Below are 23,729 nucleotides of genomic sequence, written 5' to 3' on the forward strand. Positions count from 1 at the left end.
TCAGCCGCCGATCGCGGACATCGGACGGACCGGCTGGAGGAACGACGGGTCGTCGATGCCGTGGCCGGGCAGCTTGCCGAGCGTCGCGATGCGCCAGCGGTCGGCGAGCTCGACGTCGGTGGCGCCGGAGCGCAGCGCCGTCCGCAGGTCGGACTCCTCCCGGGCGAACAGGCAGTTGCGGATCTGCCCGTCGGCGGTGAGCCGGGTGCGGTCGCAGGAGCCGCAGAACGAGCGGGTCACCGAGGCGATCACGCCGACCGTCGCCGGGCCGCCGTCGACCAGCCACCGCTCGGCCGGCGCGGACCCGCGCTCCTCGGTGTCCGGCGTGAGCGTGTGGGCGGCCGAGAGCTGCGCGAGGATGTCCTCGGCGGTGACCATCTCGCCGCGGGTCCAGGCGTGGTGAGCGTCCAGCGGCATCTGCTCGATGAACCGGAGCTGGTAGCCGCGCTCGAGGCAGTAGTCGAGCAGCGGGAGGGCATCGGCCTCGTTCAGCCCGCGCATGAGCACGGCGTTGACCTTCACCGGGGTGAGGCCCGCCGCCTGCGCGGCGGCCAGGCCGGCGAGGACGTCGTCGAGCCGGTCCCGGTGGGTGAGCTGCTTGAAGCGGTCGCGGTCGACGGTGTCCAGACTGACGTTGATCCGGTCCAGCCCCGACGCAGCCAGCGCCGGCGCCACCCGGGCCAGGCCGATGGCGTTGGTGGTGAGACTGACCTCCGGACGGGGGCGCAGGGCCGTCACCGCGTCGACGATGCCCACGAGGCCGGGTCGCAGCAGCGGCTCGCCGCCGGTGAAGCGGACCTCGCGGATGCCCAGCTGCTCGACGCCGATGCGCACCAGCCGGATGATCTCCTCGTCGGTGAGCACCTCGACCTTGGGCAGCCAGTCCAGCCCCTCGGGGGGCATGCAGTACGTGCAGCGGAGGTTGCAGCGGTCGGTGAGCGAGACCCGGAGATCGGTGGCGGTGCGGCCGTACCGGTCGACCAGGCCGCCGGAGCCCGCGGGCCCCGGGTCCACGGTGGGCCGCACCGTGGGGTCGGGGAGTGAGGCGCTGGTCATGGGCCGAATGTAGCCGCGACCGCCGACGGATGCGGGTCGGATGACACGGCGACCGCACCGGCCGGCGTTGCTACCGTCGCACCGCCACCCGAGAGACCGGCGGAGGACGTCCCGCACTCGCCTGTGGCCAGGAAGCGCGAGAGAACCGTGTCGGCCCGCACCCTCTTCAGTCCCTACCGCCGTCTGTTCGCCGTACCGGGGGCGCTGTCGTTCTCCCTCGCCGGCTGGGTGGGGCGCCTCCCGGCGCCCATGCTGGGCCTCGGCGCGGTGCTCCTGGTGGAGCAGGAGACCGGCAGCTACGGGTTGGCCGGGGCGGTCTCCGGCAGCCTGGCGCTCAGCTACGGCGTCGCCGGACCGCAGTGGGCCCGCGCGATGGACCGGCGCGGGCAGAGCGCGGTGCTGCGGTGGGCCATGGCAGCCTTCCTGCTGACCGGCGCCGGCTTCGTCGCCACCGTGGTCGCCGGCGGGCCGCGCTGGAGCTGGTTCGTGCTGGCCGCGGCGGCCGGGGCCAGCAGCCCGAACATCGGCTCGCTGGTGCGGGCGCGGTGGTCGGCGGTGCTCGACTCCGCCGGCCGGCAGACGGCGTACGCCTTCGAGGCGGTCGCCGACGAGCTCGTCTTCGTCGTCGGCCCGCCGCTGGTGACGCTGCTCGCCACGCTGATCGCCCCGTCCGTCGGCTTCCTCACCGGCGTGGTCCTGGGCGGGATCGGCGGGCTCTGGCTGGCGTTCCTGCGGGACACCGATCCTCCGGCGCACCCTGTCGGCGGCTCGCGGGTCCGCTGGTGGGCCGTGCTGACGCCGACGCTGCTGGTCGTCGTCGTCACGTACCTGGCGGTGGGCACGGTCTTCGGCGGCCTCGACGTCGTGGTCGTCGCCTTCGCCGAGTCCGAGGGGGCGCCCGCGCTGTCCGGGGCGGTGCTGGCCGTCTTCGCCGTGGGCAGCCTGCTGGCCGGGCTGGTCTACGGCCTGGCCCCCCTGCCCGGCACGCTGGCCGCCCGGTTCGTCGGGACGGCGGTCGCCTTCGGGCTGGCCGCCCAGCTGCTGTGGGGCGTCGGGTCCCTGCCCGTGCTGGTGGGCTGCGGGTTCCTCGCCGGCCTGACCATCGCGCCGGTCCTGGTCTCGGGGACGTCCCTGGTGGAGTCCCGGGCCGTCCCGGGCGTCCTCACCGAGTCGCTGGCCTGGACCATCTCCGGGCTCACCCTCGGGGTCACCGTCGGGTCGGCGCTGGCCGGTGCCGCGGTGGACGCCTGGGGCGCCGAGGCCGCGTTCGCGGTGCCCGCCGGCGCGGCCGCCGCGGCCGCGCTGCTCGCGGTGGTCGGCGCCCGGGCGGTCCGGCCCGGACCCGCGGTCGGTGGGGTGGACCACCTCCGGGTTGAGCGGCCGATCGGCGGGTAGCCGGGACCAGGCCGATCGCGCCCAACGGATCGCGCGGCCTCCCCGACCGGAAGGAACGCCTGTGGCTCCCGTGCCCACCATCGCCCTGAACAACGGCGTCGAGATCCCGCAGTTGGGCTTCGGCGTCTACCAGATCCCGCCGGACCGGACCGCCGAGGCGACCCGCACCGCGCTGGAGATCGGGTACCGGCACATCGACACCGCGCAGATGTACGGCAACGAGGCCGGGGTCGGCCAGGCCGTGCGCGAGTCCGGGATCGACCGGGCCGAGGTCTTCGTGACCAGCAAGCTGAACAACAACCGGCTGGAGCGCGACGACATCCTGCGTTCGTTCGACCAGAGCCTGTCGGACCTGGGTTTCGACTACCTGGACCTGTTCCTCATCCACTGGCCGCTGCCCGCCGCCAGCGACTACGTGGCCCGGTGGAAGGCGCTCGAGGAGATCTACGCCGGCGGCCGCGCGAAGGCGATCGGTGTCTCGAACTTCCAGCCGCACCACCTGCGGAACCTGTTCGCCGCGTCGGAGGTCCGGCCGGCCGTGAACCAGGTGGAGATCCACCCCTACCTCGTTCAGGACGAGCTGCGCGCCTTCGACGCCGACCACGAGATCGTCACCGAGGCGTGGGCGCCGATCGGCCAGGGGAAGGTGCTCGGCGACCCGGTGCTCGGCCGGATCGCCGAGCAGCTGGGGCGGACCCCGGCCCAGGTGACGCTGCGCTGGCACATCCAGCGCGGGGACGTGGTATTCCCGAAGTCGGTCACCCGCAGCCGGGTGGAGGAGAACTTCGCGATCTTCGACTTCGAGCTCGACACCCAGCAGATGAACGCCATCACCGCGCTCGACCGCGGCGAGCGCGGTGGTCCGGACCCGGACCAGTTCAACTGGATCCCGAGCTGACTCGACGTCCTGGCTCACCTCATGGGGTCCTGGCTCGGCGTCGACCGTGAGCCAGGACCCCTGATGACCAGGTCACCTGATCATCAGGGGGCTCAGCTGGTCGCGGTGCGCAGGAGGGCGGCGCGGACGACGGCCACCACGGTGGCGTCGTCCACGCCGTCCTCCCGCGCCGCCCGGGCCAGCGCCTCCGCGGCGACGCGCACCCGGTCCTGCTGGACCCGGACGCCGCCGGTGACGACGGTGCCGGTGCGCCGGCGGCTGGCCACCAGCCCGGCCGCCTCCAGCTCCGCGTAGGCCCTGGCCACGGTTCCGACGGCCACCCCCAGGTCGGCGGCCAGCGCCCGCATCGTCGGCAACCGGCTGCCGGAGGGGAGTAGGCCACCGTGCACGGCCGCGGCGATCTGGCCGCGGATCTGCTCGTACGGCGGCGTCGGGCTGCCGACGTCGACGGTGAGCGCCGGTGGTTCCGGGGTCATGCCGCGGCCGGCACGCGGTCGGCCGGGACCCCGGGTGCGCGCCAGCACGCGACGACCGCGCCGCCGAGCATGCCCGCCAGGCCGGCCAGGGTCGCCGTCGCGGGGGCGCCGTCGTGCCATGGGCCGGCCGAGCCCGTGTGCAGGCCGTGCAGCGCGGTCCCGCCCACGAACAGGAGTCCTCCGGCGACGAGCAGGGTGACGCCGGCGGCGATGCGCAGCACGCGGTGCGCGGAGGCGCGGCGCAGGGCGTCCTCGATCCGCTCGTCCTCGGTCGCCACCGCCGGGCGCAGGGCGACCACCCGGAGGGCCAGCGCGGCGGCGACCGCGAGCACCAGCAGCCCGGCGGCGGCCGGCCGCCCGTAGAAGAGCCCGGGGAAGGGGCTCGCGGAGGCGGAGGAGAAGGCGTCGGCCGCGTAGCTGACGCTGCGCCCGTCGGGTGCGGCGAGGAGCGCTCCGCCCACGATGGTGAGCACGGCGAGGCCGGCGGCGAACGCGCCGGTGCGCACCAGCCACCGCGGCGCGGCGTGGAGCGGCCCCCGCCGCACCAGCCGGGCCCGCCGCACGTCCCCGGCCGGCCGCGGCCAGGTCAGCTCGCCGAGTGCCAGGACGACGACGTGCACGACCCCGAACGTCAGGAGCGTGAGCAGGATGGTCACGCCCAGCCCGCCCGGCGCGGTGTTGCCGACCTCGGCCTCGAGGACGACCAGGGCCGCGGCTGCACCGAGGACGTACGCGGCGGCGGCGGTCCGGGTGGCGTGCCGGCGGGCGGCGGCGACGGCGTGCTCCCGGCTGGGTGGCGACCGGCGCGCCGCCCCTGCACCGACGACCGCGGCGAGGACGAGGAGCAGCAGGAGCGGCACGCCGGCCATGTCGACCTCCACACAATCAATGGCTCAAGGAATTGAGACATTGGTTGAGTGGTCGGCCAGTGTCAAGGGGCCGGGCGGTGTCCCGACGTGCTGGTGCTGCTTGCCGGCTGTCTCCCGCCTGCAGGGGGAAGGGGAGCGGCGTCCTGGCTCACCGTCCGGGGTCCTGGCTCACCGTCCGGGGTCCTGGCTCACCGTCCGGGATCCTGGCTCACCGTCCACAGTGAGCCAGGACCCGGAACGATCAGGTCACCTGATCATCGATCGGTGGTGACGAAGTCGATGAGCTCCTCGACGCGGCCGATCAGGGTGGGCTCGAGGTCGGTCCAGACCTTCACGCGGGCGAGGATGCGCTGCGCCCACACGTAGCCGGGGTCGTCCTCCCACCCCAGCCGCTTGCAGACGCCGGTCTTCCAGTCCTCGCCCTTCGGCACGGTCGGCCAGGCCTCGATGCCGACGACGGAGGGCTTGACCGCCTGCCAGATGTCGATGAACGGGTGGCCGACCACCAGCGCGTGGTCGCCGGTGATCCGCGCTGCGATGCGTGACTCCTTCGAGCCGGTCACCAGGTGGTCGACGAGCACACCGAGCCGCCGTCCGGACGAGGGTCGGAAGTCGCGCACGATGCCGGGCAGGTCGTCGACGCCGTGCAGCGGCTCGACGACGACGCCCTCGATCCGCAGGTCGTGGCCCCACACCTTCTCGACGAGCTCCGCGTCGTGCTTGCCCTCGACGTAGATGCGCCCCTCGCGGGCGACGCGGGCGCGGGCGCCGACGACGTAGGTCGACCCCGAGGCGCTGCGCTGCGGGCCCGACGGCGCGTGCTGCTTCGGCCGCACGAGCACCACCGGCCGGCCGTCGACCCAGAAGCCGGGCCCCAGGGGGTAGCCGCGGACCTTGCCGAACCGGTCCTCCAGGTGGACGACGTCCTTCTCGCAGCGCACCACGGCGCCGACGAACCCGCTGCTGGGGTCCTCGACGACCACGTCCTTGAGGGCCTCGACCTCGGGGGTCGGCTTCTTGACGGTGCGCGGGTGGACGAGGTTGTCGTAGGGCGAACGGGGAGGCACCTCCCCATGCTGAGCACGGTCACCGCCCGGTCGCGGGCGACGCGCCGACCGCGCCGCGCCGGATGTGCCGGACGGGTTCGGGGCGACACGCCCGGGCAGCGCCGAACGACCCAGAGTCACGACCGGTTCCGCTGTTGGCGCGCGCAACGGCCGGTCGGGTGACCGGCCGCGGACCCCGGCCGTGACCTGCGCCGATGCGGTCGGCCGGGCGTGCGCCGGCGCTCGAGCGGGTCGCCCGGCGGAGCCGCGGGGGCCGCGTGGTGCGCACACGATCTCGATCGTCTCGTTTCGCGGCGATCATCCCGGTCACCCATCTCTGCGACGCGTACATCCCGAGCTCAGATAGGAGCGACAACGAGATGATCGGCACCGAGGCCATCAGCCGTGTGATCGGCCAGGACGTCTACGACACCGAGGGCCAGAAGATCGGGTCGGCCTCCGAGGTCTACCTCGACGACGAGACCGGCCAGCCCGAGTGGGTCACCGTGCGCACCGGACTGTTCGGGACGAAGGAGTCCTTCGTCCCCATCCGTGACGCCGACCTGACGAACGACGGCGTCCGCGTAGCGGTCAGCAAGGACCGCGTCAAGGACGCGCCCAAGATCGACACCGACGGTCACCTCTCCCCGCAGGAGGAGGAGGAGCTGTACCGGTACTACGGCCTGGGCACCGGCACGACGGAGACCGTCCGGACGACCGAGACGACGGGCATGGCCGGCACCACCGGCCGGACCGACACCGCCGGCACCGTGGGCCACGACACCTCCGGTCCCACCACGGACGACGCCATGACCCGGTCCGAGGAGCAGCTCCGCGTGGGCACCCGTTCCGAGGAGACCGGCCGCGCCCGGCTGCGGAAGTACGTGGTCAGCGAGAACGTCACCGAGACCGTTCCCGTGACCCACGAGGAGGTCCGCCTCGAGCGCGAGCCCATCACCGACGCCAACGTCGGCAACGCGATGGACGGGCCCGCGATCAGCGAGGAGGAGCACGAGGTGGTGCTCCACGGCGAGCGCCCGGTCGTGGAGAAGGAGGCGGTCCCGGTGGAGCGCATCCGCATGGACAAGCAGACCGTCAGCGAGCAGACCCAGGTCAACGAGACCCTCCGCAAGGAAGAGGTCGAGGTCGACGGCGCAGACGACAACCGTCGTATGTGACCTCCTCCCGGCGCACGTGCGCCGGGCACGGATCCACGGCGGCCGACCGAGACCAGACTCCGGTCGGCCGCCGTTGTCGTGCCCGGGGCGGGATCGGCCCTTGCCCGCCGGGTGGTCGAGTCCCTGGCCCTGCAGCACGGGGCGCTGGACCCTTCGCTCGGCCCGACCGCGATCGTCGCCCGCGCCTGATCCCGCCGGCGACGGCCGGCGTCAGCTGCCGAGGCAGGCGGTGAGGGCGGCCACCATGAGCGGGACGTCGCGGGCGGAGGCCAGCTCGCGGCAGGAGTGCATGGCCAGCATGGGGGCGCCGATGTCCACCGTGGCGATGCCCAGCCGGGTCGCCGTCAGCGGCCCGATGGTGCTGCCGCACGGGAGGTCGGCCCGGGTGACGAAGGTCTGCACCGGGACGCCGGCCTCGTCGCACCGCTCGGTGAACCAGCCGCCGGACGCGGCGTCGGTGGCGTAGGCCTGGTTGGCGTTCACCTTCAGCACCGGCCCGCCGCCCAACTCGGGCCGGTGCGCCGGCTCGTGCCGCTCGGCGCGGGTCGGGTGGACGGCGTGCGCCATGTCCGCGGACACCAGCACGGAGCGGGACAGCGCGCGGTGCACCGCCTGCGGGTCCGCCGGGTCGGTCGCCGCGGCCAGCCGCTGGACGACGTCCTCCAGGAAGCTGCCGCGGGCACCGGACATCGAGCCGCTGCCCACCTCCTCGTGGTCGTTGCAGACCAGCACCTGGGTGCGCGCCCCCACGGGCGCCGCCAGCAGCGCGAGCAGACCGGAGTGGCAGCAGGCCAGGTCGTCCAGCCGGGGGGCGGCCACCCAGGAGCCGTCCGCGCCGGCCCGCGACGACGGCTGGGTGTCGGCCAGCACCAGGTCGGCGCCGACGACGTCGCCGGGGGCGACGCCGGCCTCGGCGGCGAGGGCCTCGGTGAGCCCCGGGCCGGTGCCCAGGTCGCGGTCCCAGACCGGCACGAGGTGCTGCTGCGGGTCGAGCGTCAGCCCCTCCCGGACGCTGCGGTCGAGGTGGATGGCGAGGGACGGCAGCCGCAGCGGCGCGCCGGGCAGGCGGACGAGGGCCGTGGCCGGGTGGGTGGGGGAACCGGAGCGCAGCACCAGCCGCCCGGCCACGGTCAGCTCCCGGTCCAGCCAGGTGTGCCAGAGGCCGCCGCCGTAGGGTTCGACGCCCACCAACCGGTACCCCGACTGCCGGACGTCGCTGCGCGGGCGCACCTTGAACGTCGGCGAGTCGGTGTGCGCGCCGACCAGTCGCATCCCGGTCTCCGCCAGGGGGCCGCTGCCCGTCCGGAAGGCGATCAGGCTGCCGTGCCGGACCACGAAGTGCTGCGCTCCCGGGGCCGGTGCCCAGGAGTCGGCCTCGGAGAGCTCGGTGAACCCGGCGGCGCGCAGCCGGCGGGCGAGCTCGGCGACCGCGTGCGCGGGGGAGGGCGAGGCGTCGACGAACGCCCGCAGGTCGTCGCCGTGGGCGAGCTCGTCGGTCGGGGCGGCATCCGGCGTCGGCATTCCGCCATCGTGCCCGACGCCCGGGACGGCGGCGGGTGCGCGGGGAGAAGGGCGCAGGTGGGATGCTCGCGGGGTGAGCCAGCCCACGGACCCCGGGAGCCCTGTCGAGCTGTCCGCCGCCCTGGAGGGCACCGGCTACCTCCCCGACGACGGGTTGGCCACCGCCGCCTACCTGGCGCTGGCCATGCACCGCCCGCTGTTCCTGGAGGGGGAGGCCGGCGTCGGCAAGACCGCACTGGCCCAGGCGCTGGCGCAGATCACCGGCCGGCCGCTCTACCGGCTGCAGTGCTACGAGGGTCTGGAGGCAAGCCAGGCGCTCTACGACTGGGACTTCGGCCGGCAGCTGCTGCACCTGCGGGCCGCCGAGGCCGCGCACGCCGCGGACGACCCCGCGCGGCTCGAGGCCTCCCTCTACGACCGCCGGTTCCTCCTGGCCCGGCCGCTGCTGCAGGCGCTGGAGGACTCGCCGAGCGTGCTGCTCGTCGACGAGGTGGACCGCGCCGACGACGAGTTCGAGGCCTTCCTGCTCGAGGTGCTCTCCGACTTCACCATCTCCATCCCGGAGCTCGGCACGGTGCGCGCGAAGACGCCACCGCTGGTGGTCCTCACCTCCAATCGCACCCGCGAGGTGCACGACGCGCTCAAGCGCCGCTGCCTCTACCACTGGCTGGCGCATCCGGACTTCGACCGCGAGGTGGCGATCCTGCGCCGCCGGCTGCCGCAGGTGACCGAGCAGCTGGCCCGGCAGGTGGCCCGGGCGACGTCGACCCTGCGCACCCTCGACCTGCTCAAGCCGCCCGGGGTCGCCGAGGCCATGGACTGGGCGACGGCGCTGCACACCCTGGGCGCCCGCGACCTCGACCCGGATCTCGCGGCCCGCACGCTCGGGGCGGTGCTGAAGTACCGGGAGGACACCGAGCGGGTGCAGTCGCTCGCGCCGGAGGCCCTCTTCGGTGGCTGAGAGGCGCGACGTCGTCGACACGGTGCTCGGCTTCGCCCGCACGCTGCGGCACGCCGGCGTGGCCGCCTCGCCGGACCGGGTCGAGGCGACGCTCGCCGCGCTGGGGCACCTCGACGTCCTGGCGCCGTCCGCCGTCTACTGGGCCGGCCGGCTCACCCTCTGCTCGGGCCCCGACGACCTGGACCGCTACGACGCCGCCTTCCTCGCCTGGTTCTCCGGTCGGCGGCCGCGGCCGGCTCCGCCGAGTGCGCAGGTGCCGCCCCGGCTGGCCGCGAGCGCGCCGCTGGACGCGGGCGCCGGCGAGGGCGACGACGACACCGACACCCCCGACCTGGCCGCGCGGGCGAGCGCCGACGAGGTGCTGCGACACCGCGACGTGGCCGGGCTGACCGACGCCGAGCGCGCGCACCTGCGCCGGCTGTTCGCGCTTCTCGTGCCTGCCTCGCCCATGCGCCCGGCCCGGCGCCGGCGCCCCGCCGCCCACGGCGGGGTGCACCCGGCCCGGACGGTGCGGCGGGCCCTGCGCGACGGCGGCGAGATCAGCCGGCTGATGCACCGCCGGGCACGGCCGCGCCCCCGCCGGGTCGTGCTGCTGGTCGACGTCTCGGGTTCGATGGCCCCGTACGCGGATGCCCTGCTGCGCTTCGCGCACGCCGCGGTGCGGGCCCGGCCGGCGTCGACCGAGGTGTTCACGATCGGGACCCGGTTGACCCGGGTCACCCGCGAGCTGCGGCTGCGCGATCCCGACCGGGCCCTGGCCGCGGGCGGGCACGCGATCCCGGACTGGTCCGGCGGCACCCGGCTCGGCGAGGTGCTCAAGGCCTTCCTCGACCGGTGGGGCCAGCGGGGCACCGCCCGCGGGGCGGTGGTCGTCGTCTGCAGCGACGGCTGGGAGCGTGGGGACGCCGCGCTGCTGCGGGAGCAGATGGCCCGGCTGCGGCGGCTGGCGCACGCCGTCGTCTGGGTCAACCCGCACAAGGGCCGGGACGGGTACGAACCCCTCACCGGCGGGATGCAGGCGGCGCTGCCGTCGGTGGACCACTTCGTGGCCGGGCACAGCATGGCCGCGTTCGAGGAGTTGTCAGGAGTGATCGCCGATGCGTGACGTGCTCGATGACCTGGTGGGCTGGTGGCAGGCGGGGGAGACCGTCGGCGTGGGAACGGTGGTGGGCACCTGGCGCTCGGCGCCGCGACCCGCCGGCGCCTCGATGCTGGTCGGCCCGGACGGGACGGCGGTCGGCAGCGTCTCGGGCGGCTGCGTCGAGGGCGCGGTGTACGAGGAGGCGAAGGACGTCGTCCAGACCGGTGGGCCGGTGCTGCGTCGCTACGGCGTCAGCGACGACGACGCGTTCGCCGTGGGATTGACCTGCGGCGGGATCCTCGACGTGTTCGTCGAGCCGGTCTCGCGCGAGTCGTTCCCGGAGCTCGGTGAGGTCGCCGCGTCGGTGGGGCGGCACGAGGCGGTCGCCGTCGTCACCGTGGTGGCCGGCCCGGACGACCGGCTGGGCCGCCGTCTGGTGCTCTGGCCGGACCACGCCTCCGGAACGCTGGGCTCCGAGCGGCTGGACGCCGCTGTCGCCGCCGACGCCCGCGGGATGCTGGCCGCCGGGCGGACGGCCCTGCTGCACGTGGGCCACGACGGCGAGCGGCGCGGCGACGACCTGACCCTGTTCGTCAACTCCTTCGCGCCGCCGGCCCGGATGGTCGTGTTCGGCGCGATCGACTTCGCCGCCGCAGTCGCCCGGGTGGGGGCGTTCCTCGGCTACCGGGTGACCGTCTGCGACGCCCGCCCGGTGTTCGCCACGGCCAAGCGCTTCCCGGAGGCGCACGAGGTCGTCGTCGAGTGGCCGCACCGCTACCTGCAGGCCGAGCTCGACGCGGGGCGCGTCGACGAGCGCACCGTGCTGTGCGTGCTCACCCACGACCCCAAGTTCGACGTCCCGCTGCTCGAGGTGGCCCTGCGTGCCCCGGTCGCCTACGTGGGTGCGATGGGCTCGCGGCGCACGCACGACGAGCGGCTCGCCCGGCTGTCGGAGGCGGGGCTCACCGCCGACGAGCTGGCCAGGCTCTCCTCGCCGATCGGGCTGGACCTGGGCGCTCGCACCCCGGAGGAGACGGCGGTGTCGATCGCGGCCGAGATCATCGCCGGGCGGTGGGGCGGCACGGGGGAGCGGCTGGCCGAGGTCGACGGGCCGATCCACCGCACCGCCGAACGGTGAGGCACGCCGTCCTCCCGCACCGCCCGCCCACGAGAGGAGCCCGGTGAGCGTCGATTCCGCGGTACCCGGCCCGGTCATCGGGCTGCGGCGTGAGCGCGAGGTGCTCACCGTCGCGCTGCAGACGAACCGGCACGTCGTCCTCGAGGGGCCGCCGGGCACGGGCAAGTCCACCCTGCTGCGCGCCATCGCCGGTGAGGCCGGCCAGGACGTCGTCTTCGTCGAGGGGAACGCGGAACTTACCCCGGCGCGGCTGGTCGGCTCCTACGACCCGGCCGCGGTCATGGCCGACGGGTACGTACCGGACAGCTTCACCGACGGTCCGCTGCTCACCGCCATGCGCGGCTCGGGCCTGCTCTACCTCGAGGAGCTCAACCGCATCCCGGAGGAGACCCTCAACGTCCTCATCACCGTCCTGACCGAGGGGGAGATCGCCGTTCCGCGGCTGGGCACCGTGCGGGCGGCCGCCGGCTTCCGGCTCATCGCGGCGATGAACCCGTTCGACGCGATCGGCACCGCGCGCGTCGGGCAGGCGATCGCCGACCGGATGTGCCGGGTGGTCCTGGGCTACCAGGACGAGCCGGCCGAGCAGGCGATCGTCGCGGCCGTGACCGCGGCGGAGCCGAGGCCGGTCGCCCTGGCGGTGCGGCTGGTGCGGGCCACCCGCGACCACCGCGACCTGCGCACCGGGTCGTCGGTTCGCGGCGCCATCGACCTCGTGCTGCTCCTCGACGGCCTGCTGGCCCTGCGCGGCATCGGCGGCCTGGACGACGACGGTGCGCGGGAGGCGGCGCGGGACGCGCTGCACGCGGCGCTGTCCGGTCGGATCAAGGTCACCGAGGGGGTGGAGCGGACGCCGGAGAGCGTCCTCGACGAGATCCTCGAGCGGGTCTGGCCGGTCGACGCCGGGCCGCCCTCCGACGGGTCGCCCGGTGCGCCCCCGGCCCCCGCCGGGGACGGCCCGGGAAAAGCGGGAGGCCTGCCGCCTGAGGCGGCAGGCCCGGATGCAGGGAGCCCCCGGCGGGAGCGGTCCGACCGGCGCGGCCCACGGCAGACCTCGCGGCGGGAACTGGAGCTGCGGCACGCGTCGTTCGACGAGGTCAGCCCGGAGGTGGGGGAGCTCGACGAGGACGCGTTCGCCGCGGTGATGGGTGGCGATCCGGACGCGGCGGCCGCGCTGCTCGCCGACCTGGCCCTCGCGACAGACCGGGAGCTCCGCTCGGCCGCCCGCCGTCTGGCGGCGCGCGTCTTCGTGCAGGTCGGCCGGGTGGGCAGCGCCCGCGCCCGGGGGACCCGGCGCCTGGCGCCGATCCGGGGTGGGGACGGCGACCTGGACCTCGACCGCACCCTCGACCGCTGGAGCGGACCGTGGCCGCCCGACCCCGAGGACGTGGTGACCCGGCGGTGGACCGGCTCCCGCCGTGCGGTGTGCCTGGTGGTCGACCGGTCGGGCTCGATGAGCGGGCTGGGGGTGGCCATCGCCGCGGTCGCCGCCGCCGGGGTCGTGCTGGCCGCGGGTGAGCGGCTGGAGACCAGCGTGCTGGCCTTCGCCGACCGGGTGGAGGTGCTGCAGCAGCACGGCCGGCACCGGTCCGCCGAGGACCTCGTGCTGGCCCTGGTGGGGCTGCGCGGCCACGGGACCACCGACATCGCCGCGGCGCTGCGGGAGGCTGCGGCGCAGTTGCGGACGGCCGCGCACGCCGACGAGCGGGTCGTCGTCCTGCTGTCGGACTGCCTGGCCACGGCCGGCGACGCCGCCGAGTCGGCGCTGGCCGGCATCGACCGGCTCGACGTGCTCTGCCCATTGCCCGACGGCGGCCCCGAGGACGAGGCGCTGACCGCCTCGCGGGCGCTGGCCGCGCGCGGCGGCGGCTCGGTCGCACCGGTCCGGTCGCTCACCGACCTCGGGCCGGCGCTGACCCGCCTGCTCGCCTGACGAGGGGCACGAGTTCCCCCGCCGCAGTCGGTCTCTGCTCACGCGAGTGAGCAGAGACCGACTGTCGCGGGAAAGACCTACCCGCCCGGCAGGGTCAGCGGTCGGCGTCGGTGTAGACGATCATCCCGCGGATGTTCTTGCCGTCGCGCATGTCCTGGTAGCCCTGGTTGACCTCCTCCAGGGAGTACTTGGTCGTCACCAGGCCGTCGAGCTTGAGCTGGCCCTCCTGGTAGAGCGAGAGCAGCTCCGGGATGGCCACGCGCGGGCTGAACCCGCCGAAGACCGCGCCCTGCAGGTCCTTCTGCAGCAGGCTGAGCTCGAAGAGGCTGAGCTTGACGTCGATGTTCTGGGCGTCGCCCATGGCCGTGACGACGACCCGCCCGCCCTTGCCGGTCAGGCTCAGGGCCTGCTGGACGTGCTCGCCCTCGATGGAGCCGACGGTGATGATCGTCTTGTCGGCCATGCGGCCCCAGGTGAGCTCGTTGATCGGGTCGACGGCCTCCTCGACGCTCGCGTAGGTGTGGGTCGCGCCCATGTCCATGGCCCACTCCCGCTTCTGCGCGACCGGGTCGATCACCATGACCCGCTTGGCACCCGCCGCGGCCGCGCCCTGCACGGAGTTCATGCCGACGCCGCCGGCGCCCATCACCACCACGTCGTCACCCGGCCGGACGTCACCCACCTTGGTCGCCGAGCCCCAACCGGTGGTGACCCCGCAGCCGACCAGGGCGGCGACCTCGAGCGGGATGTCCGGCTCGATCCGCACCACCGAGGCCTGGTGCACCGTGATGTAGGGGGAGAAGGTGCCGAGCAGGCACATCGGGATGACGTCCTTGCCGCGGGCCTGGATGCGGTAGCTGCCGTCGGAGATCGACGTGCCCGCCAGCAGGTTCGCGCCGAGGTCGCAGAGGTTCTGCATCCCCTTCGAGCACGGCAGGCACTGCCCGCATGCGGGGATGAAGGCGGTGACCACGTGGTCGCCCTCCTTGAGCCCGGTCACCCCCGGGCCCACCTTGGTGACGACACCGCTGCCCTCGTGACCACCGATCACCGGGTAGGACGCCACCGGGGTACCACCGGTCACCAGGTGCTCGTCGCTGTGGCAGAGGCCGGAGGCCGCCAGCTGGACCTGTACCTCTCCCTCCCGGGGATCACCGAGGTCGATCTCCTCGACCGACCACTGCTCGCCCACGCCCCACAGGATCGCGCCCTTGGTCTTCACCCAGGTGTTCCTTCCGTCGTCGTCGCCGCGTCGTCGCGGTGCCCGAGCACACGTCGCAACGGCGTGTGCAGTGCCTCACAGACTGCTGAGCCGGTGCCGTGCCCGTCAAGGTGGGAGACGTGCGGTGCAACGTGCTGCAGCCGGCGGGACGGGTGTCGGTGAGACTGGTGGCATGCCCGGCGCCCCCGTCCTCGTGGTCGGTGCCGGCCCGGTGGGGCTGACGGCGGCTCTCCTGCTGGCCCGCCGGGGGCTGGCCGTCGTCGTCGTGGAACGGCACGCGGCGCCCTATCCGCTGCCGCGGGCGGTGCACCTGGACGACGAGGTGTTCCGGGTGCTGCAGGCCGCCGGGGTGGCCGACGAGGTGGCAGCGCGCTGCCGGCCGATGGCCGGCCTGCGGCTGCTCGACGGCGCGCACCGCGTGCTCGCCGAGTTCCGCCGCGCCCCGGACGCCGGGAGCCACGGCTGGCCGCAGGGGTCGTTCGTCCACCAGCCCGACCTGGAGGAGGTGCTGGCCGCCGCCGGGGCGTCGGCGCCGGGGATCGAGGTGCTGCGCGGGAGCGAGGTGACCGGGCTGGAGCAGGACGGCGGCGGGGTGACCGTGCGGGTGACCGACCGGGCGACGGGGGTGGACCGGTCCGTCCGGGCAGCGGCCGTGCTCGGCTGCGACGGCGCCAACAGCACCGTGCGGGAGCTGATCGGCGCCCGGATGGTCGACCTCGGCCCGGCCGACCGCTGGCTCGTCGTCGACGCGCGGGCGCCCGAACCGCTGCCGGTCTGGCCGGGCGTGCACCAGGTGTGCGACCCGCACCGGGCGGCCACGTTCATGCCGGTCACCGGCGACCGGTACCGCTGGGAGTTCCGGCTGGCACCGGGGGAGACGGCCGAGGAGCTGGCCGCCCCGGAGCGGCTGGCGGTGCTGCTCGCGCCCGTCGCCCGTGCCGCCGACATCGAGGTGCTGCGCGCGGTCGAGTACACCTTCCGGGCGCAGGTGGCCGACCGCTGGCGCGACGGCCGGGTGCTGCTGGCCGGCGACGCCGCCCACCTCAGCCCGCCGTTCGTCGGCCAGGGACTGGGGCTCGGGCTGCGCGACGTCCACCAGCTTGCCTGGAAGCTCGCTGCCGTCCTCCGCAGGGAGGCGCCGGACCCGCTGCTGGACACCTACCGCGCCGAGCGGGAACCGCACGCCCGCGCGCTGATCCGGGTGGCGCTGCTGCTCGGGCGGCTCATGACCGGCGGCGGGCGCGGGGGCGCCGTCGTCCGGAGGCTCGTGCTGGCCGCCGTCCGGCGCATCCCGGCGGTGGCCCGGCTGGCCACCGACAGCCGCACCCCGCCGCTGGCTCGCGGCCCGCTGGTGGCCCGTCGGGGCCGCGCCGGCCGCAGGTTGGCCGGGACGCTGCTCCCCCAGCCCGAGGTCCTCGTCGACGGTCGTCCCCGCCGGCTGGACGACGTCCTCGGTGACGGCTACGTCGAGATCACATCCGACCTGCGGATCCGGCGGCCCGACGGCACGGCGCTCCGGATCGAGGACCCGACCGGCGCCCTGGGGCGCTGGCTGGGCGGGGCGGCGCTGGTCCGCGTCCGCCCCGACCGCATCGTGCACTCCGTGCGGATGTGAGCCGCGACCGCAGCCGGGGGACGTCCGTCAGCGGGCATCCCCCGGCCGTCGCGCGTCAGGCCTCGCGCCGCCGGCGGGCGGGAGAGCTGGCCAGCAGGGCGTTCTCGACGGCGGCGCCGCCCAGCTGGTGCTCGAAGCCCGGAGGAACGACGAGGTCGTCGCGGGACAGGTCGGAAACGTTCGGGCGGCCGAGGCCGACCATCGCCGAGCCGAGACCGTCGCGCAGCAGGTCCAGGACGTTCTCCACGCCGGCCTGCCCGTTGGCGGCCAGGCCCCACAGGTACGCGCGGCCGATCAGCACGGCCTTGGCGCCCAGGGCCAGGGCCTTGGCGACGTCGCCGCCGCGCCGGATGCCGCCGTCGAGGAGCACCTCGATCTGGTCGCCCACCGCATCGGCCACCGCCGGCAGCGCGCGGATCGAGGCCGGCGTCCCGTCGAGGTTGTTGCCGCCGTGGTTGGACACCGAGATGGCGGTCACGCCGGCGTCGACGGCGCGCTTGGCGTCGTCGACCCGCATGACGCCCTTGAGCATGAACGGCCCGTCCCACTGCGAGCGCAGCCAGGCGACGTCCTCCCACGTCGGCATCGGGGAGGCGCTCCACATGCCGTAGGCGCCGAAGAACGTGGGCGCCGGTTCGCCGGGGGTGGCGACCATGTTGGGCACGGTGAGGTCGGGGATCTGCCCGGTGCGCGCAAAGTCCAGCAGCCAGCGCGGCTTCACCAGCACCTGCGGCGCGTACCGCCGGGCGGCCTCGAAGTTGATCTTCTCGGGGATGAACGGGCTGCCCCAGTCGCGGCCGTAGGCGAACGACCAGTCGAGCGTGGCGATCATGCCCACGGCGCCGGCCCGCTTCGCGCGCTCCATGCGGGCGAGCATCTCGTCGCGGGTGCCGACCCAGTACATCTGGAAGAACGTCTGCGGGTTGGCCGCGACGACCTCCTCGACCGGCTTGCTGGCGAACGAGGACAGGCCCATCGCCACACCACGGGCGGCGGCGGCACGGGCGACGGCGACCTCGCCGTCGGGGTGGACGGCCTGCACGCCGGTCGGGCTGATCACGATCGGCATCGACATGGGCTGGCCCATGACCGTCACGGCCATGTTCCGCTCGTTGGCCAGCCCCGCGGTGTGCGGCGCGAAGCCGATCTCGGCGAACGCCGCGAGGTTGTCCTCCAGCGTCACCCCCCGCTCGGAGCCGGCGACCAGGGCGCCGTAGACGCCCTTCGGCAGCCGCTTCTTCGCGCGCCGCTGCGCCTCGGCGACCGATTCGAACCACGCGTTGGCCATCGGAACCTCCTTGTCGGCCCGGTCGACCGGGCGGGCGGACCGGCCCGACGGCCGGTGGCACTCAGTGCCAGGTTACTGCCGACGGTGAGACCGCGGCCACACCGGGCCGCGCGCCGGTCGCCGCGACAGGTCAGCGGCGGAGGCTGGGGAAGCCCGCCGCCATCTCGTCGAACGCCAGGTGCAGGTGCGCGGCCAGGCTGGAGTCCTCGTCGGCGAGCCAGGCCTCGAACGCGGTGGTGGCCGCGGCCCGGGTGCTCGCGGCGACCAGCCGGGGCAGCAGCCCGGCCGGGGAGGTCCCGGTCCGCGCCGCGACGTGCCCCGCGACCACCCGGTCGATCTCGGCGAAGCGGAGCTGGCTGTGCGCGAGCAGCGCCGGCTCGGTGAGGATCAGCCGCATCCGCTCGCGCAGCAGCGGCAGCTCGGCGTCCGGGTAGTCGTTCACCTCGACGTAGGCGGCGCACACCGAGGTGAGCACGGGCTGGTCCGGGTCGGCGGCGGCGAGCATCTGCGCGAGCCGGGCCACGTGCCCGGTGAAGTCGCCCCACACGGCGTCGGCCTTGGTCGGGAAGTAGCGGAAGAAGGTGCGGCGGCTGATGCCGGCGGAGTCGGCCACCTCGTCGCTCGTGACGTCCTCGAAGCCCCGGACGGTGAACAGGTCCAGGGCCGCCCGCTCCACGCGGGCGCGCCCCGCCGGAGGCGCGGCCGGCGCCGCCCTCGTCCCCGCCACGGGCGCATTCTGCCCCGCGGCCCCGCCCTGCGCGGCCGGGCGGACACGGGAGGCCCCGCTGTTGCTCCTGGCACCGGGTGTCACTAACGTCCGCCCCGACCATGTGATCGCGTTCACGGAGGCCCTCATGCCCGAGCCCACCCAGACCGACGTCATCGCCCCCGAGGCGCCTGCGACCGAGGAGGCCCTCGTCGAGGAGTCGCTCGTCGAGGAGGTCTCCATCGACGGCATGTGCGGGGTGTACTGATCGACGCCGTGCCGTCGACGAACGGAACCGGTCCGGCGACCGGGGGGAGCTGCGCCTTCGACGCGGGGCTGCCCTGGCGCCGGGCCCGGTCCGTCGCGCTGCGGCCCGAGCCGTTCGGCGCGCTCGTCTACCACTTCGGCAACCGGAAGCTGTCCTTCCTGAAGTCGAAGACGCTGGTCGCCGTCGTCGAGGCGCTGGGCGACCACCCCAGCGCCGAGGCCACCCTGACCGCCTGCGGCGTCCCCGACGCCCAGCGCGGCGCCTACGTCACGGCGCTGGCCGACCTCGCCCGCTCGCAGATGATCGAGAGAAGGACTCCGGAGGCCCCCCGATGACCGCCGTCCTGCCGTCCCGTCCCGCCACGCCCGAGCGCCCGGTCGGCGGGCGCCTCGTCGACCAGTTCGAGTACGGCCTGGACGCCCCGATCTGCCTCACCTGGGAGCTGACCTACGCCTGCAACCTTGCGTGCGTGCACTGCCTGTCCTCGTCCGGACGTCGTGATCCGCGCGAGTTGTCCACCGCCGAGGCCGAGGCGGTCATCGACGAGCTGCAGCGGATGCAGGTGTTCTACGTCAACGTCGGCGGCGGCGAGCCGACCGTGCGGCCGGACTTCTGGCACCTGCTCGACTACGCCATCGGCCACGACGTCGGCGTCAAGTTCTCCACCAACGGCGTGAAGCTGGACAAGGCGCGCGCTGCGCAGCTGGCGGCCACGGACTACGTCGACGTGCAGATCTCCCTCGACGGCGCCACCGCCGAGGTGAACGACCGCGTCCGCGGCACCGGCTCCTTCGCCACCGCGGTCAAGGCGCTGGAGAACCTGGCCGAGGCCGGGATGAAGGACTTCAAGGTCTCCGTCGTCGTCACCCGGGAGAACGCGGGCCAGCTCGACGAGTTCAAGGCGCTCACCGACCGATACGGCGCCCAGCTGCGGATCACCCGGCTGCGGCCGTCGGGCCGCGGGGCCGACGTCTGGGACCAGCTGCACCCCACCCAGGCCCAGCAGCGCGACCTCTACTCCTGGCTGCTGGCCAACGGCGACCGCGTCCTCACCGGTGACTCGTTCTTCCACCTGTCCGCCTTCGGCGAGGCGCTGCCCGGGCTGAACCTGTGCGGCGCCGGCCGGGTCGTGTGCCTGATCGACCCGGTGGGCGACGTCTACGCCTGTCCGTTCGCCATCCACGAGAACTTCCTCGCCGGCAACGTCCGCGACGAGGGCGGCTTCCAGCGGGTCTGGCAGTCCAGCGAGCTGTTCGCCGACCTGCGCAACCCGCAGACCGGCGGCGCCTGCACCAAGTGCGCGCACTTCGACGCCTGCCGGGGGGGCTGCATGGCGGCGAAGTTCTTCACCGGCCTGCCGCTGGACGGTCCCGACCCCGAGTGCGTGCAGGGCTACGGCGAGACGGCGCTCGCGGCGCGCGACCTCGGGCTGGTGGCGCCCAAGAGCCACATCGACCACTCGCACAAGGGTCCGGTCCGCGGCCAGCCCACGCTGCTCGGCATGCCCGCGCTGCCCCCCGCCAAGATCTGCGACGAGTCGCCGCTCGCGGGCCTCGACCTGCGCTGATCCCCGGTGCCGGCTCGCGGGCCGGCACCGGGGAGCCGCCGGGCTAGAGGTCGACCTTCTTGTTGTCCCCGACGTCGATCCGCTCGCCGGTGGCCTTGGCCTTCACGAAGCTGAACGCCGTGGCCAGGCGGCCGCCGGGGCTCTCCCAGTACTCCGCGGAGTCGCCCTCGACCTTGATCAGGACGACGTCGGGGTCCTCGGGGCCGCTCGGGAACCACGCCTCCACGCCGCCGTTCCACAGCTCCTTCTTCTTCGCGGTGTCGTCGACCACCCGGGCGTGCCCGGTCAGCGACACCCAGGTGCCACCGGAACCGATGCCCACGTTGACCTGCGGGGAGGCGGCGATGTGCGCCACCGGGTGGGAGCCGCGCTCGGCGAAGAACCACAGGTCGCCGTCGAACTCCACCTGCTGCAGCGTCATGGGGCGGCTGGTCAGCTTCCCGCCGGGAGCGATCGTGGTGAGGAAGCCGAAGCGCTCCCCCCTGATCAACTCGGCGACCTTGCGGGTGTCCTCGGTGGTCATGCCCGGGCTCGTGCCCACAGGGGTTCCGCCCGACACCCTCACCCCGCGTCGAGGTACCGCCAGGCGCCGTCCTCCCGCGCGAACCGGCTGACCTCGTGCTGGCTGCCGCGCTCGCCGCCGGCGACGTACCAGGCGCGGAACTCCACCGTCCCCTCGGCGGCGAGCAGCCCGCCGCCGGTGGTGGCGAGCACGTCCAGGCCGGTCCAGCGCACCGTCGGGTCCAGCTCCGCCGTCGGCGGCCGAGTGGTGGAGTGCCAGCTGGCCAGCAGGTAGGCGGCGTCGCCGACGGCGAAGGCGCTGTACCGCGAGCGCATCAGCTGCTCGGCGGTCGCCGCCGGCGCCGAGCCGTCGTGCCGCGGCCCGCAGCACTCGGCGTAGGGCAGCCCGGTTCCGCAGGGGCAGCGCCCGGGCGCTGGTCGGGTGCTCATGACCAGTGAGTCTGCCAACCGTCCGGCGCGGCTAGGCTGCGGCGATGCCCTCCCTGGCCGGCGCCGCCTGGCCGGAGCTGCCCGAGCGGCCGCTGCTCGTCGTCCCCCTCGGCTCGGTGGAGCAGCACGGTCCGCACCTGCCGCTCGCGACCGACACCCGGACGGCCGAGGCGGTCGCGCAGGCCGCGGTGCCCGGGGTCGGGAACGCGCTGCTGGCCCCGGCGATCGCCTACGGGGCGAGCGGGGAGCACGAGGGCTTCCCGGGCACGGTGTCGATCGGCACGGAGGCGCTGACGACGCTGCTGGTGGAGTACGGGCGCTCGGCCGGCCGGTGGGCAGGGCGGCTGCTGGTCGTCAACGGCCACGGCGGCAACATCGACGCCCTGCGGGCGGCGGTGCCGCTGCTCCGTGCCGAGGGGCGGGACGTGGCCTGGTGGCCGTGCGCCGTGCCCGGCGCTGACGCCCACGCCGGACGGGTGGAGACATCGCTCATGTTGCACGTGGAACCCGGCGGGGTCCGCCAGGAGCGGGCCGAGCCGGGGGAGACGGCGTCGCTGCGGGAGCTGCTACCCCGGATGCGCGCCGAGGGTGTGCGGGCGGTCAGCCCGAACGGGGTGCTCGGCGACCCGGCGGGCGCGTCGGCCGCCGAGGGGGCGGAGCTGGTGGCGGACCTGGCCGGGCGGCTGGTCGCGGCGGTGCGGGAGTGGCGCATCGGCGACGCGGGGCGGCTCCAGGAGTAGTGCCCCGGAGCCGCCCCGCGTCGGAGGCGGTGCCGCGTCGATCAGGCGGTCTCCACCGTCACCGGGAACGCCGACGGCGAGGTTCCGGTCGTCGCGCCGCCGGAGCGGCGGCCTCGCGGCTAGGGTCCACGGGGGAGCGGGCCAGGCCCGGGCGTCGATCACGAGCACGGGGGCGGACGGGATGACCACGGCGGGCGCGGGCCAGGAGGGCTGGCTGGTCGTCGTCGACCTGCCGCACGTCCTCGGCGAGGTGGTCACCGACGCCTGCGTGGGCGCCGGCGAGGAGGAGCACGAGCGCGCCCTGCGGGTGACGGGCGGCTACGCCCCGCGGGGATCCTCCGCCACCACCGACGAGGTCCTGGCGCGGGCGTGACCCCACCCGGCGACCGGCTGCCCGACGGGTTCGCCGTCCGGCTCGATCCCCGCGTCCGCCGGCGGGACGGCGGCGCCACGCTGCTCGGCGGCTCGCCGCTGCGCCTGCTGCGGCTCTCCCCGCGCGCGGCCGCGCTGCTCGCCGCCGACCGCCTCGTCGTCGGGGACGCGACGAGCGCGGCGCTCGCCGCCCGGCTGCTGGACGCCGGCCTCGCGCACCCGGACCTCCCGCCCGGCGTCGGAGGCGCGGACGTCACCGTCGTCGTCCCGGTCCGGGACCGCCCGGCCGCGCTGGCCCGGCTGCTCGCCGCCCTGCGCGCCGACCCCGGCACCGCCGGCCTGCCGGTGATCGTGGTGGACGACGGCTCGGCGGTCCCGGTGCCCGCCGCCGACGGGGTCCGGGTGCTGCGCGCCGAGGTCTCCCGAGGGCCTGCCGCCGCCCGGAACGCCGGCCTGGCCGCCGCCGGCACCCACCTGGTGGCCTTCCTCGACTCCGACTGCGTGCCCCGGCCGGGCTGGCTGGCCCGGCTGCGCCCGCACCTGGCCGATCCGCGGCTGGCCGTCGTCGCGCCGCGGATCGTGCCGCTGCCCGGGGGGCCCCGCGGCCCGGTCAGCGCCTACGAGGACGTCGCCGGCCCCCTCGACATGGGACCCCGTCCGGCGGCGGTCCGGCCGCTGTCGTCGGTGTCCTACGTGCCGAGCGCGGCGCTGCTCGTGCGGCGGGCCGCCCTGGGCGAGGGCTTCGACGAGGACCTGCGGGTGGCCGAGGACGTCGACCTCGTCTGGCGGCTGACCGCCGCCGGCCGCCGGGTGCGGTACGAGCCGGCCGCGGAGGTCGCGCACGAGCACCCGGTGCGCCTGTCCGACTGGCTGCGCCGCCGCGCGTTCTACGGCACCGGGGCGGCGCTGCTGGCCGCCCGGCACGGCGGCGCGGTGTCGCCGCTGGTGATCGCCCCGGAGAGCGCGCTGACCTGGGCCCTGCTGGTCGCCGGCGACCGGCGGGGGAGGGCGGCCGCGCTGGCCGTGCTCGGGGTGACCGGGGCCCGGCTGGCGCGCCGCCTGGCCCGGCCGGGGGAGCCCGTGCCCGCCGCGCTCGCCGCGGGGCTGGCGGTGCGGGGACTCGCCGCGTCCGGGCAGTCGCTGGCCCGTGCGGCCACCCGGCACCACTGGCCCCTGGCCGTGGTCGCCGCCGTGGGGTCGCGGCGGGCGCGGGGGTGGCTGCTGGCGGCCGCCACCGCCGACGCGCTGGCCGCCTGGTGGCCGCACCGGGACCGGACCGGGCCGGTCCGTCACGGCCTGGCCCGGCGGCTCGACGACCTCGCCTACGGGGCCGGCCTGTGGGCCGGGGCGCTGCGCGCCCGCGATCCGCGCGCCCTCCTGCCCGTCCGCCCGCCGCGCTGACCGGGCGCGACCCGCCGGGCGCGGAATGCCGGAGCCGGTGCCCGCCT

24 protein-coding genes are annotated in these 23,729 nt (G+C 75.3%); 14 read left to right on the top strand and 10 right to left on the bottom strand.

The genetic code is table 11. The features are described from left to right. A complete protein-coding gene (gene moaA / locus ACI791_RS14820) occupies positions 1-1,056 on the bottom strand; it encodes a GTP 3',8-cyclase MoaA (RefSeq protein ID WP_456586731.1) in 1,056 nt (351 codons plus the stop codon). A gap of 147 nt (positions 1,057-1,203) precedes the next feature. On the opposite strand from moaA, the gene ACI791_RS14825 reads away from it, so the two are divergent. Next, positions 1,204-2,451, top strand: a complete 1,248-nt coding sequence (locus tag ACI791_RS14825) for an MFS transporter (protein WP_456586732.1) — start codon at positions 1,204-1,206, stop codon at positions 2,449-2,451. A gap of 61 nt (positions 2,452-2,512) precedes the next feature. After that, positions 2,513-3,349 (top strand): aldo/keto reductase, encoded by an 837-nt coding sequence (locus ACI791_RS14830; protein ID WP_456586733.1) that lies wholly within the window; start codon positions 2,513-2,515, stop codon positions 3,347-3,349. Between the two features lie 92 nt (positions 3,350-3,441). Here the strand turns inward: ACI791_RS14830 and ACI791_RS14835 are convergent, their stop codons facing one another. From ACI791_RS14835 to ACI791_RS14845, 3 genes are all read right to left on the bottom strand, one after another. Next, entirely contained in the window at positions 3,442-3,825 is a 384-nt protein-coding gene (locus ACI791_RS14835) for a GntR family transcriptional regulator (protein ID WP_456586734.1), read from the bottom strand. Further along, entirely contained in the window at positions 3,822-4,694 is an 873-nt protein-coding gene (locus ACI791_RS14840; RefSeq protein ID WP_456568950.1) for a hypothetical protein, read from the bottom strand. The genes ACI791_RS14835 and ACI791_RS14840 overlap by 4 nt, the downstream gene beginning before the upstream one ends. 254 nt (positions 4,695-4,948) lie before the next feature. Then, positions 4,949-5,761: a DUF3097 domain-containing protein gene (locus ACI791_RS14845; protein WP_456586735.1), complete on the bottom strand. Its 813-nt coding sequence runs from the start codon at positions 5,759-5,761 to the stop codon at positions 4,949-4,951. Positions 5,762-6,120: 359 nt separating this feature from the next. On the opposite strand from ACI791_RS14845, the gene ACI791_RS14850 reads away from it, so the two are divergent. Next, positions 6,121-6,918: a PRC and DUF2382 domain-containing protein gene (locus tag ACI791_RS14850; protein ID WP_347058525.1), complete on the top strand. Its 798-nt coding sequence runs from the start codon at positions 6,121-6,123 to the stop codon at positions 6,916-6,918. Positions 6,919-7,128: 210 nt separating this feature from the next. Here ACI791_RS14850 and ACI791_RS14855 read toward each other — a convergent pair whose 3' ends face one another. Continuing rightward, positions 7,129-8,439 carry a M18 family aminopeptidase gene (locus ACI791_RS14855; protein WP_456586736.1) on the bottom strand — a complete coding sequence of 437 codons (1,311 nt, stop codon included), beginning with the start codon at positions 8,437-8,439 and terminating at the stop codon, positions 7,129-7,131. 73 nt (positions 8,440-8,512) lie between these two features. Between ACI791_RS14855 and ACI791_RS14860 the strand changes: the two genes are divergently transcribed. Genes ACI791_RS14860 through ACI791_RS14875 form a run of 4 tightly spaced genes read left to right on the top strand, consistent with a single transcriptional unit; the run spans position 8,513 to position 13,552 of the window. Then, positions 8,513-9,400, top strand: a complete 888-nt coding sequence (locus ACI791_RS14860; protein WP_347058521.1) for an AAA family ATPase — start codon at positions 8,513-8,515, stop codon at positions 9,398-9,400. Then, a complete protein-coding gene (locus ACI791_RS14865; protein ID WP_347058519.1) occupies positions 9,393-10,505 on the top strand; it encodes a vWA domain-containing protein in 1,113 nt (370 codons plus the stop codon). Before ACI791_RS14860 ends, ACI791_RS14865 begins: the two co-directional genes overlap by 8 nt. After that, on the top strand, positions 10,498-11,619 hold the full coding sequence (locus tag ACI791_RS14870; RefSeq protein WP_456586737.1) for an XdhC family protein: 1,122 nt from the start codon (positions 10,498-10,500) through the stop codon (positions 11,617-11,619). The genes ACI791_RS14865 and ACI791_RS14870 overlap by 8 nt, the downstream gene beginning before the upstream one ends. Positions 11,620-11,662: 43 nt before the next feature. Beyond that, on the top strand, positions 11,663-13,552 hold the full coding sequence (locus ACI791_RS14875) for an AAA family ATPase (protein ID WP_456586738.1): 1,890 nt from the start codon (positions 11,663-11,665) through the stop codon (positions 13,550-13,552). Positions 13,553-13,646: 94 nt separating this feature from the next. Here ACI791_RS14875 and ACI791_RS14880 read toward each other — a convergent pair whose 3' ends face one another. Continuing rightward, positions 13,647-14,774, bottom strand: a complete 1,128-nt coding sequence (locus ACI791_RS14880) for an NDMA-dependent alcohol dehydrogenase (protein WP_456586739.1) — start codon at positions 14,772-14,774, stop codon at positions 13,647-13,649. Between the two features lie 172 nt (positions 14,775-14,946). On the opposite strand from ACI791_RS14880, the gene ACI791_RS14885 reads away from it, so the two are divergent. Then, complete coding sequence (locus tag ACI791_RS14885; protein ID WP_456586740.1) at positions 14,947-16,389, top strand: bifunctional 3-(3-hydroxy-phenyl)propionate/3-hydroxycinnamic acid hydroxylase; 1,443 nt, start codon at positions 14,947-14,949, stop codon at positions 16,387-16,389. A 55-nt stretch (positions 16,390-16,444) separates the two neighbouring features. On the opposite strand, the gene mftD is transcribed toward ACI791_RS14885, so the two are convergent. Both mftD and mftR read right to left on the bottom strand, forming a co-directional pair. Then, complete coding sequence (mftD, locus tag ACI791_RS14890; protein ID WP_456586741.1) at positions 16,445-17,677, bottom strand: pre-mycofactocin synthase MftD; 1,233 nt, start codon at positions 17,675-17,677, stop codon at positions 16,445-16,447. Positions 17,678-17,807: 130 nt separating this feature from the next. Continuing rightward, a complete protein-coding gene (gene mftR, locus ACI791_RS14895; RefSeq protein ID WP_456586742.1) occupies positions 17,808-18,404 on the bottom strand; it encodes a mycofactocin system transcriptional regulator in 597 nt (198 codons plus the stop codon). Positions 18,405-18,531: 127 nt separating this feature from the next. Between mftR and mftA the strand changes: the two genes are divergently transcribed. The 3 genes from mftA to mftC are packed head-to-tail and all read left to right on the top strand — an operon-like array spanning position 18,532 to position 20,218. Beyond that, on the top strand, positions 18,532-18,651 hold the full coding sequence (gene mftA / locus ACI791_RS14900; protein WP_347058506.1) for a mycofactocin precursor MftA: 120 nt from the start codon (positions 18,532-18,534) through the stop codon (positions 18,649-18,651). An 8-nt stretch (positions 18,652-18,659) separates the two neighbouring features. Further along, positions 18,660-18,986, top strand: coding sequence for a mycofactocin biosynthesis chaperone MftB (gene mftB, locus ACI791_RS14905; protein WP_456586743.1), 327 nt, complete (start codon positions 18,660-18,662; stop codon positions 18,984-18,986). Then, positions 18,983-20,218, top strand: a complete 1,236-nt coding sequence (gene mftC / locus ACI791_RS14910; protein WP_347058503.1) for a mycofactocin radical SAM maturase — start codon at positions 18,983-18,985, stop codon at positions 20,216-20,218. Before mftB ends, mftC begins: the two co-directional genes overlap by 4 nt. A 43-nt stretch (positions 20,219-20,261) precedes the next feature. Here the strand turns inward: mftC and ACI791_RS14915 are convergent, their stop codons facing one another. Together ACI791_RS14915 and ACI791_RS14920 are read right to left on the bottom strand one after the other, a co-directional pair. Further along, entirely contained in the window at positions 20,262-20,741 is a 480-nt protein-coding gene (locus ACI791_RS14915) for a pyridoxamine 5'-phosphate oxidase family protein (protein WP_456586744.1), read from the bottom strand. 38 nt (positions 20,742-20,779) lie between these two features. Further along, entirely contained in the window at positions 20,780-21,169 is a 390-nt protein-coding gene (locus ACI791_RS14920) for a YchJ family protein (protein WP_456586745.1), read from the bottom strand. Positions 21,170-21,213: 44 nt separating this feature from the next. Between ACI791_RS14920 and mftE the strand changes: the two genes are divergently transcribed. From mftE to mftF, 3 genes are all read left to right on the top strand, one after another. Then, positions 21,214-21,909: a mycofactocin biosynthesis peptidyl-dipeptidase MftE gene (mftE, locus tag ACI791_RS14925; RefSeq protein ID WP_456586746.1), complete on the top strand. Its 696-nt coding sequence runs from the start codon at positions 21,214-21,216 to the stop codon at positions 21,907-21,909. A 181-nt stretch (positions 21,910-22,090) separates the two neighbouring features. Then, positions 22,091-22,282, top strand: coding sequence for a hypothetical protein (locus tag ACI791_RS14930; protein WP_456586747.1), 192 nt, complete (start codon positions 22,091-22,093; stop codon positions 22,280-22,282). Next, a complete protein-coding gene (gene mftF, locus ACI791_RS14935; protein WP_456586748.1) occupies positions 22,279-23,682 on the top strand; it encodes a mycofactocin biosynthesis glycosyltransferase MftF in 1,404 nt (467 codons plus the stop codon). The genes ACI791_RS14930 and mftF overlap by 4 nt, the downstream gene beginning before the upstream one ends. Positions 23,683-23,729: the final 47 nt, after the last annotated feature.

The organism is Blastococcus sp. SYSU DS0973, assembly GCF_054051055.1.

Excerpts from the sequence above, each read along its gene's own strand:
- ACI791_RS14840 (WP_456568950.1), bottom strand. The coding sequence starts at position 4,694 with ATGGCCGGCGTGCCGCTCCTGCTGCTCCTCGTCCTCGCCGCGGTCGTC.
- ACI791_RS14930 (WP_456586747.1), top strand. The coding sequence starts at position 22,091 with ATGACCACGGCGGGCGCGGGCCAGGAGGGCTGGCTGGTCGTCGTCGAC.
- mftD (WP_456586741.1), bottom strand. The coding sequence starts at position 17,677 with ATGGCCAACGCGTGGTTCGAATCGGTCGCCGAGGCGCAGCGGCGCGCG.
- ACI791_RS14885 (WP_456586740.1), top strand. The coding sequence starts at position 14,947 with ATGCCCGGCGCCCCCGTCCTCGTGGTCGGTGCCGGCCCGGTGGGGCTG.
- ACI791_RS14870 (WP_456586737.1), top strand. The coding sequence starts at position 10,498 with ATGCGTGACGTGCTCGATGACCTGGTGGGCTGGTGGCAGGCGGGGGAG.
- ACI791_RS14835 (WP_456586734.1), bottom strand. The coding sequence starts at position 3,825 with ATGACCCCGGAACCACCGGCGCTCACCGTCGACGTCGGCAGCCCGACG.
- ACI791_RS14850 (WP_347058525.1), top strand. The coding sequence starts at position 6,121 with ATGATCGGCACCGAGGCCATCAGCCGTGTGATCGGCCAGGACGTCTAC.
- mftC (WP_347058503.1), top strand. The coding sequence starts at position 18,983 with ATGACCGCCGTCCTGCCGTCCCGTCCCGCCACGCCCGAGCGCCCGGTC.
- moaA (WP_456586731.1), bottom strand. The coding sequence starts at position 1,056 with ATGACCAGCGCCTCACTCCCCGACCCCACGGTGCGGCCCACCGTGGAC.
- mftA (WP_347058506.1), top strand. The coding sequence starts at position 18,532 with ATGCCCGAGCCCACCCAGACCGACGTCATCGCCCCCGAGGCGCCTGCG.
- mftE (WP_456586746.1), top strand. The coding sequence starts at position 21,214 with ATGCCCTCCCTGGCCGGCGCCGCCTGGCCGGAGCTGCCCGAGCGGCCG.
- ACI791_RS14915 (WP_456586744.1), bottom strand. The coding sequence starts at position 20,741 with ATGACCACCGAGGACACCCGCAAGGTCGCCGAGTTGATCAGGGGGGAG.
- ACI791_RS14920 (WP_456586745.1), bottom strand. The coding sequence starts at position 21,169 with ATGAGCACCCGACCAGCGCCCGGGCGCTGCCCCTGCGGAACCGGGCTG.
- ACI791_RS14855 (WP_456586736.1), bottom strand. The coding sequence starts at position 8,439 with ATGCCGACGCCGGATGCCGCCCCGACCGACGAGCTCGCCCACGGCGAC.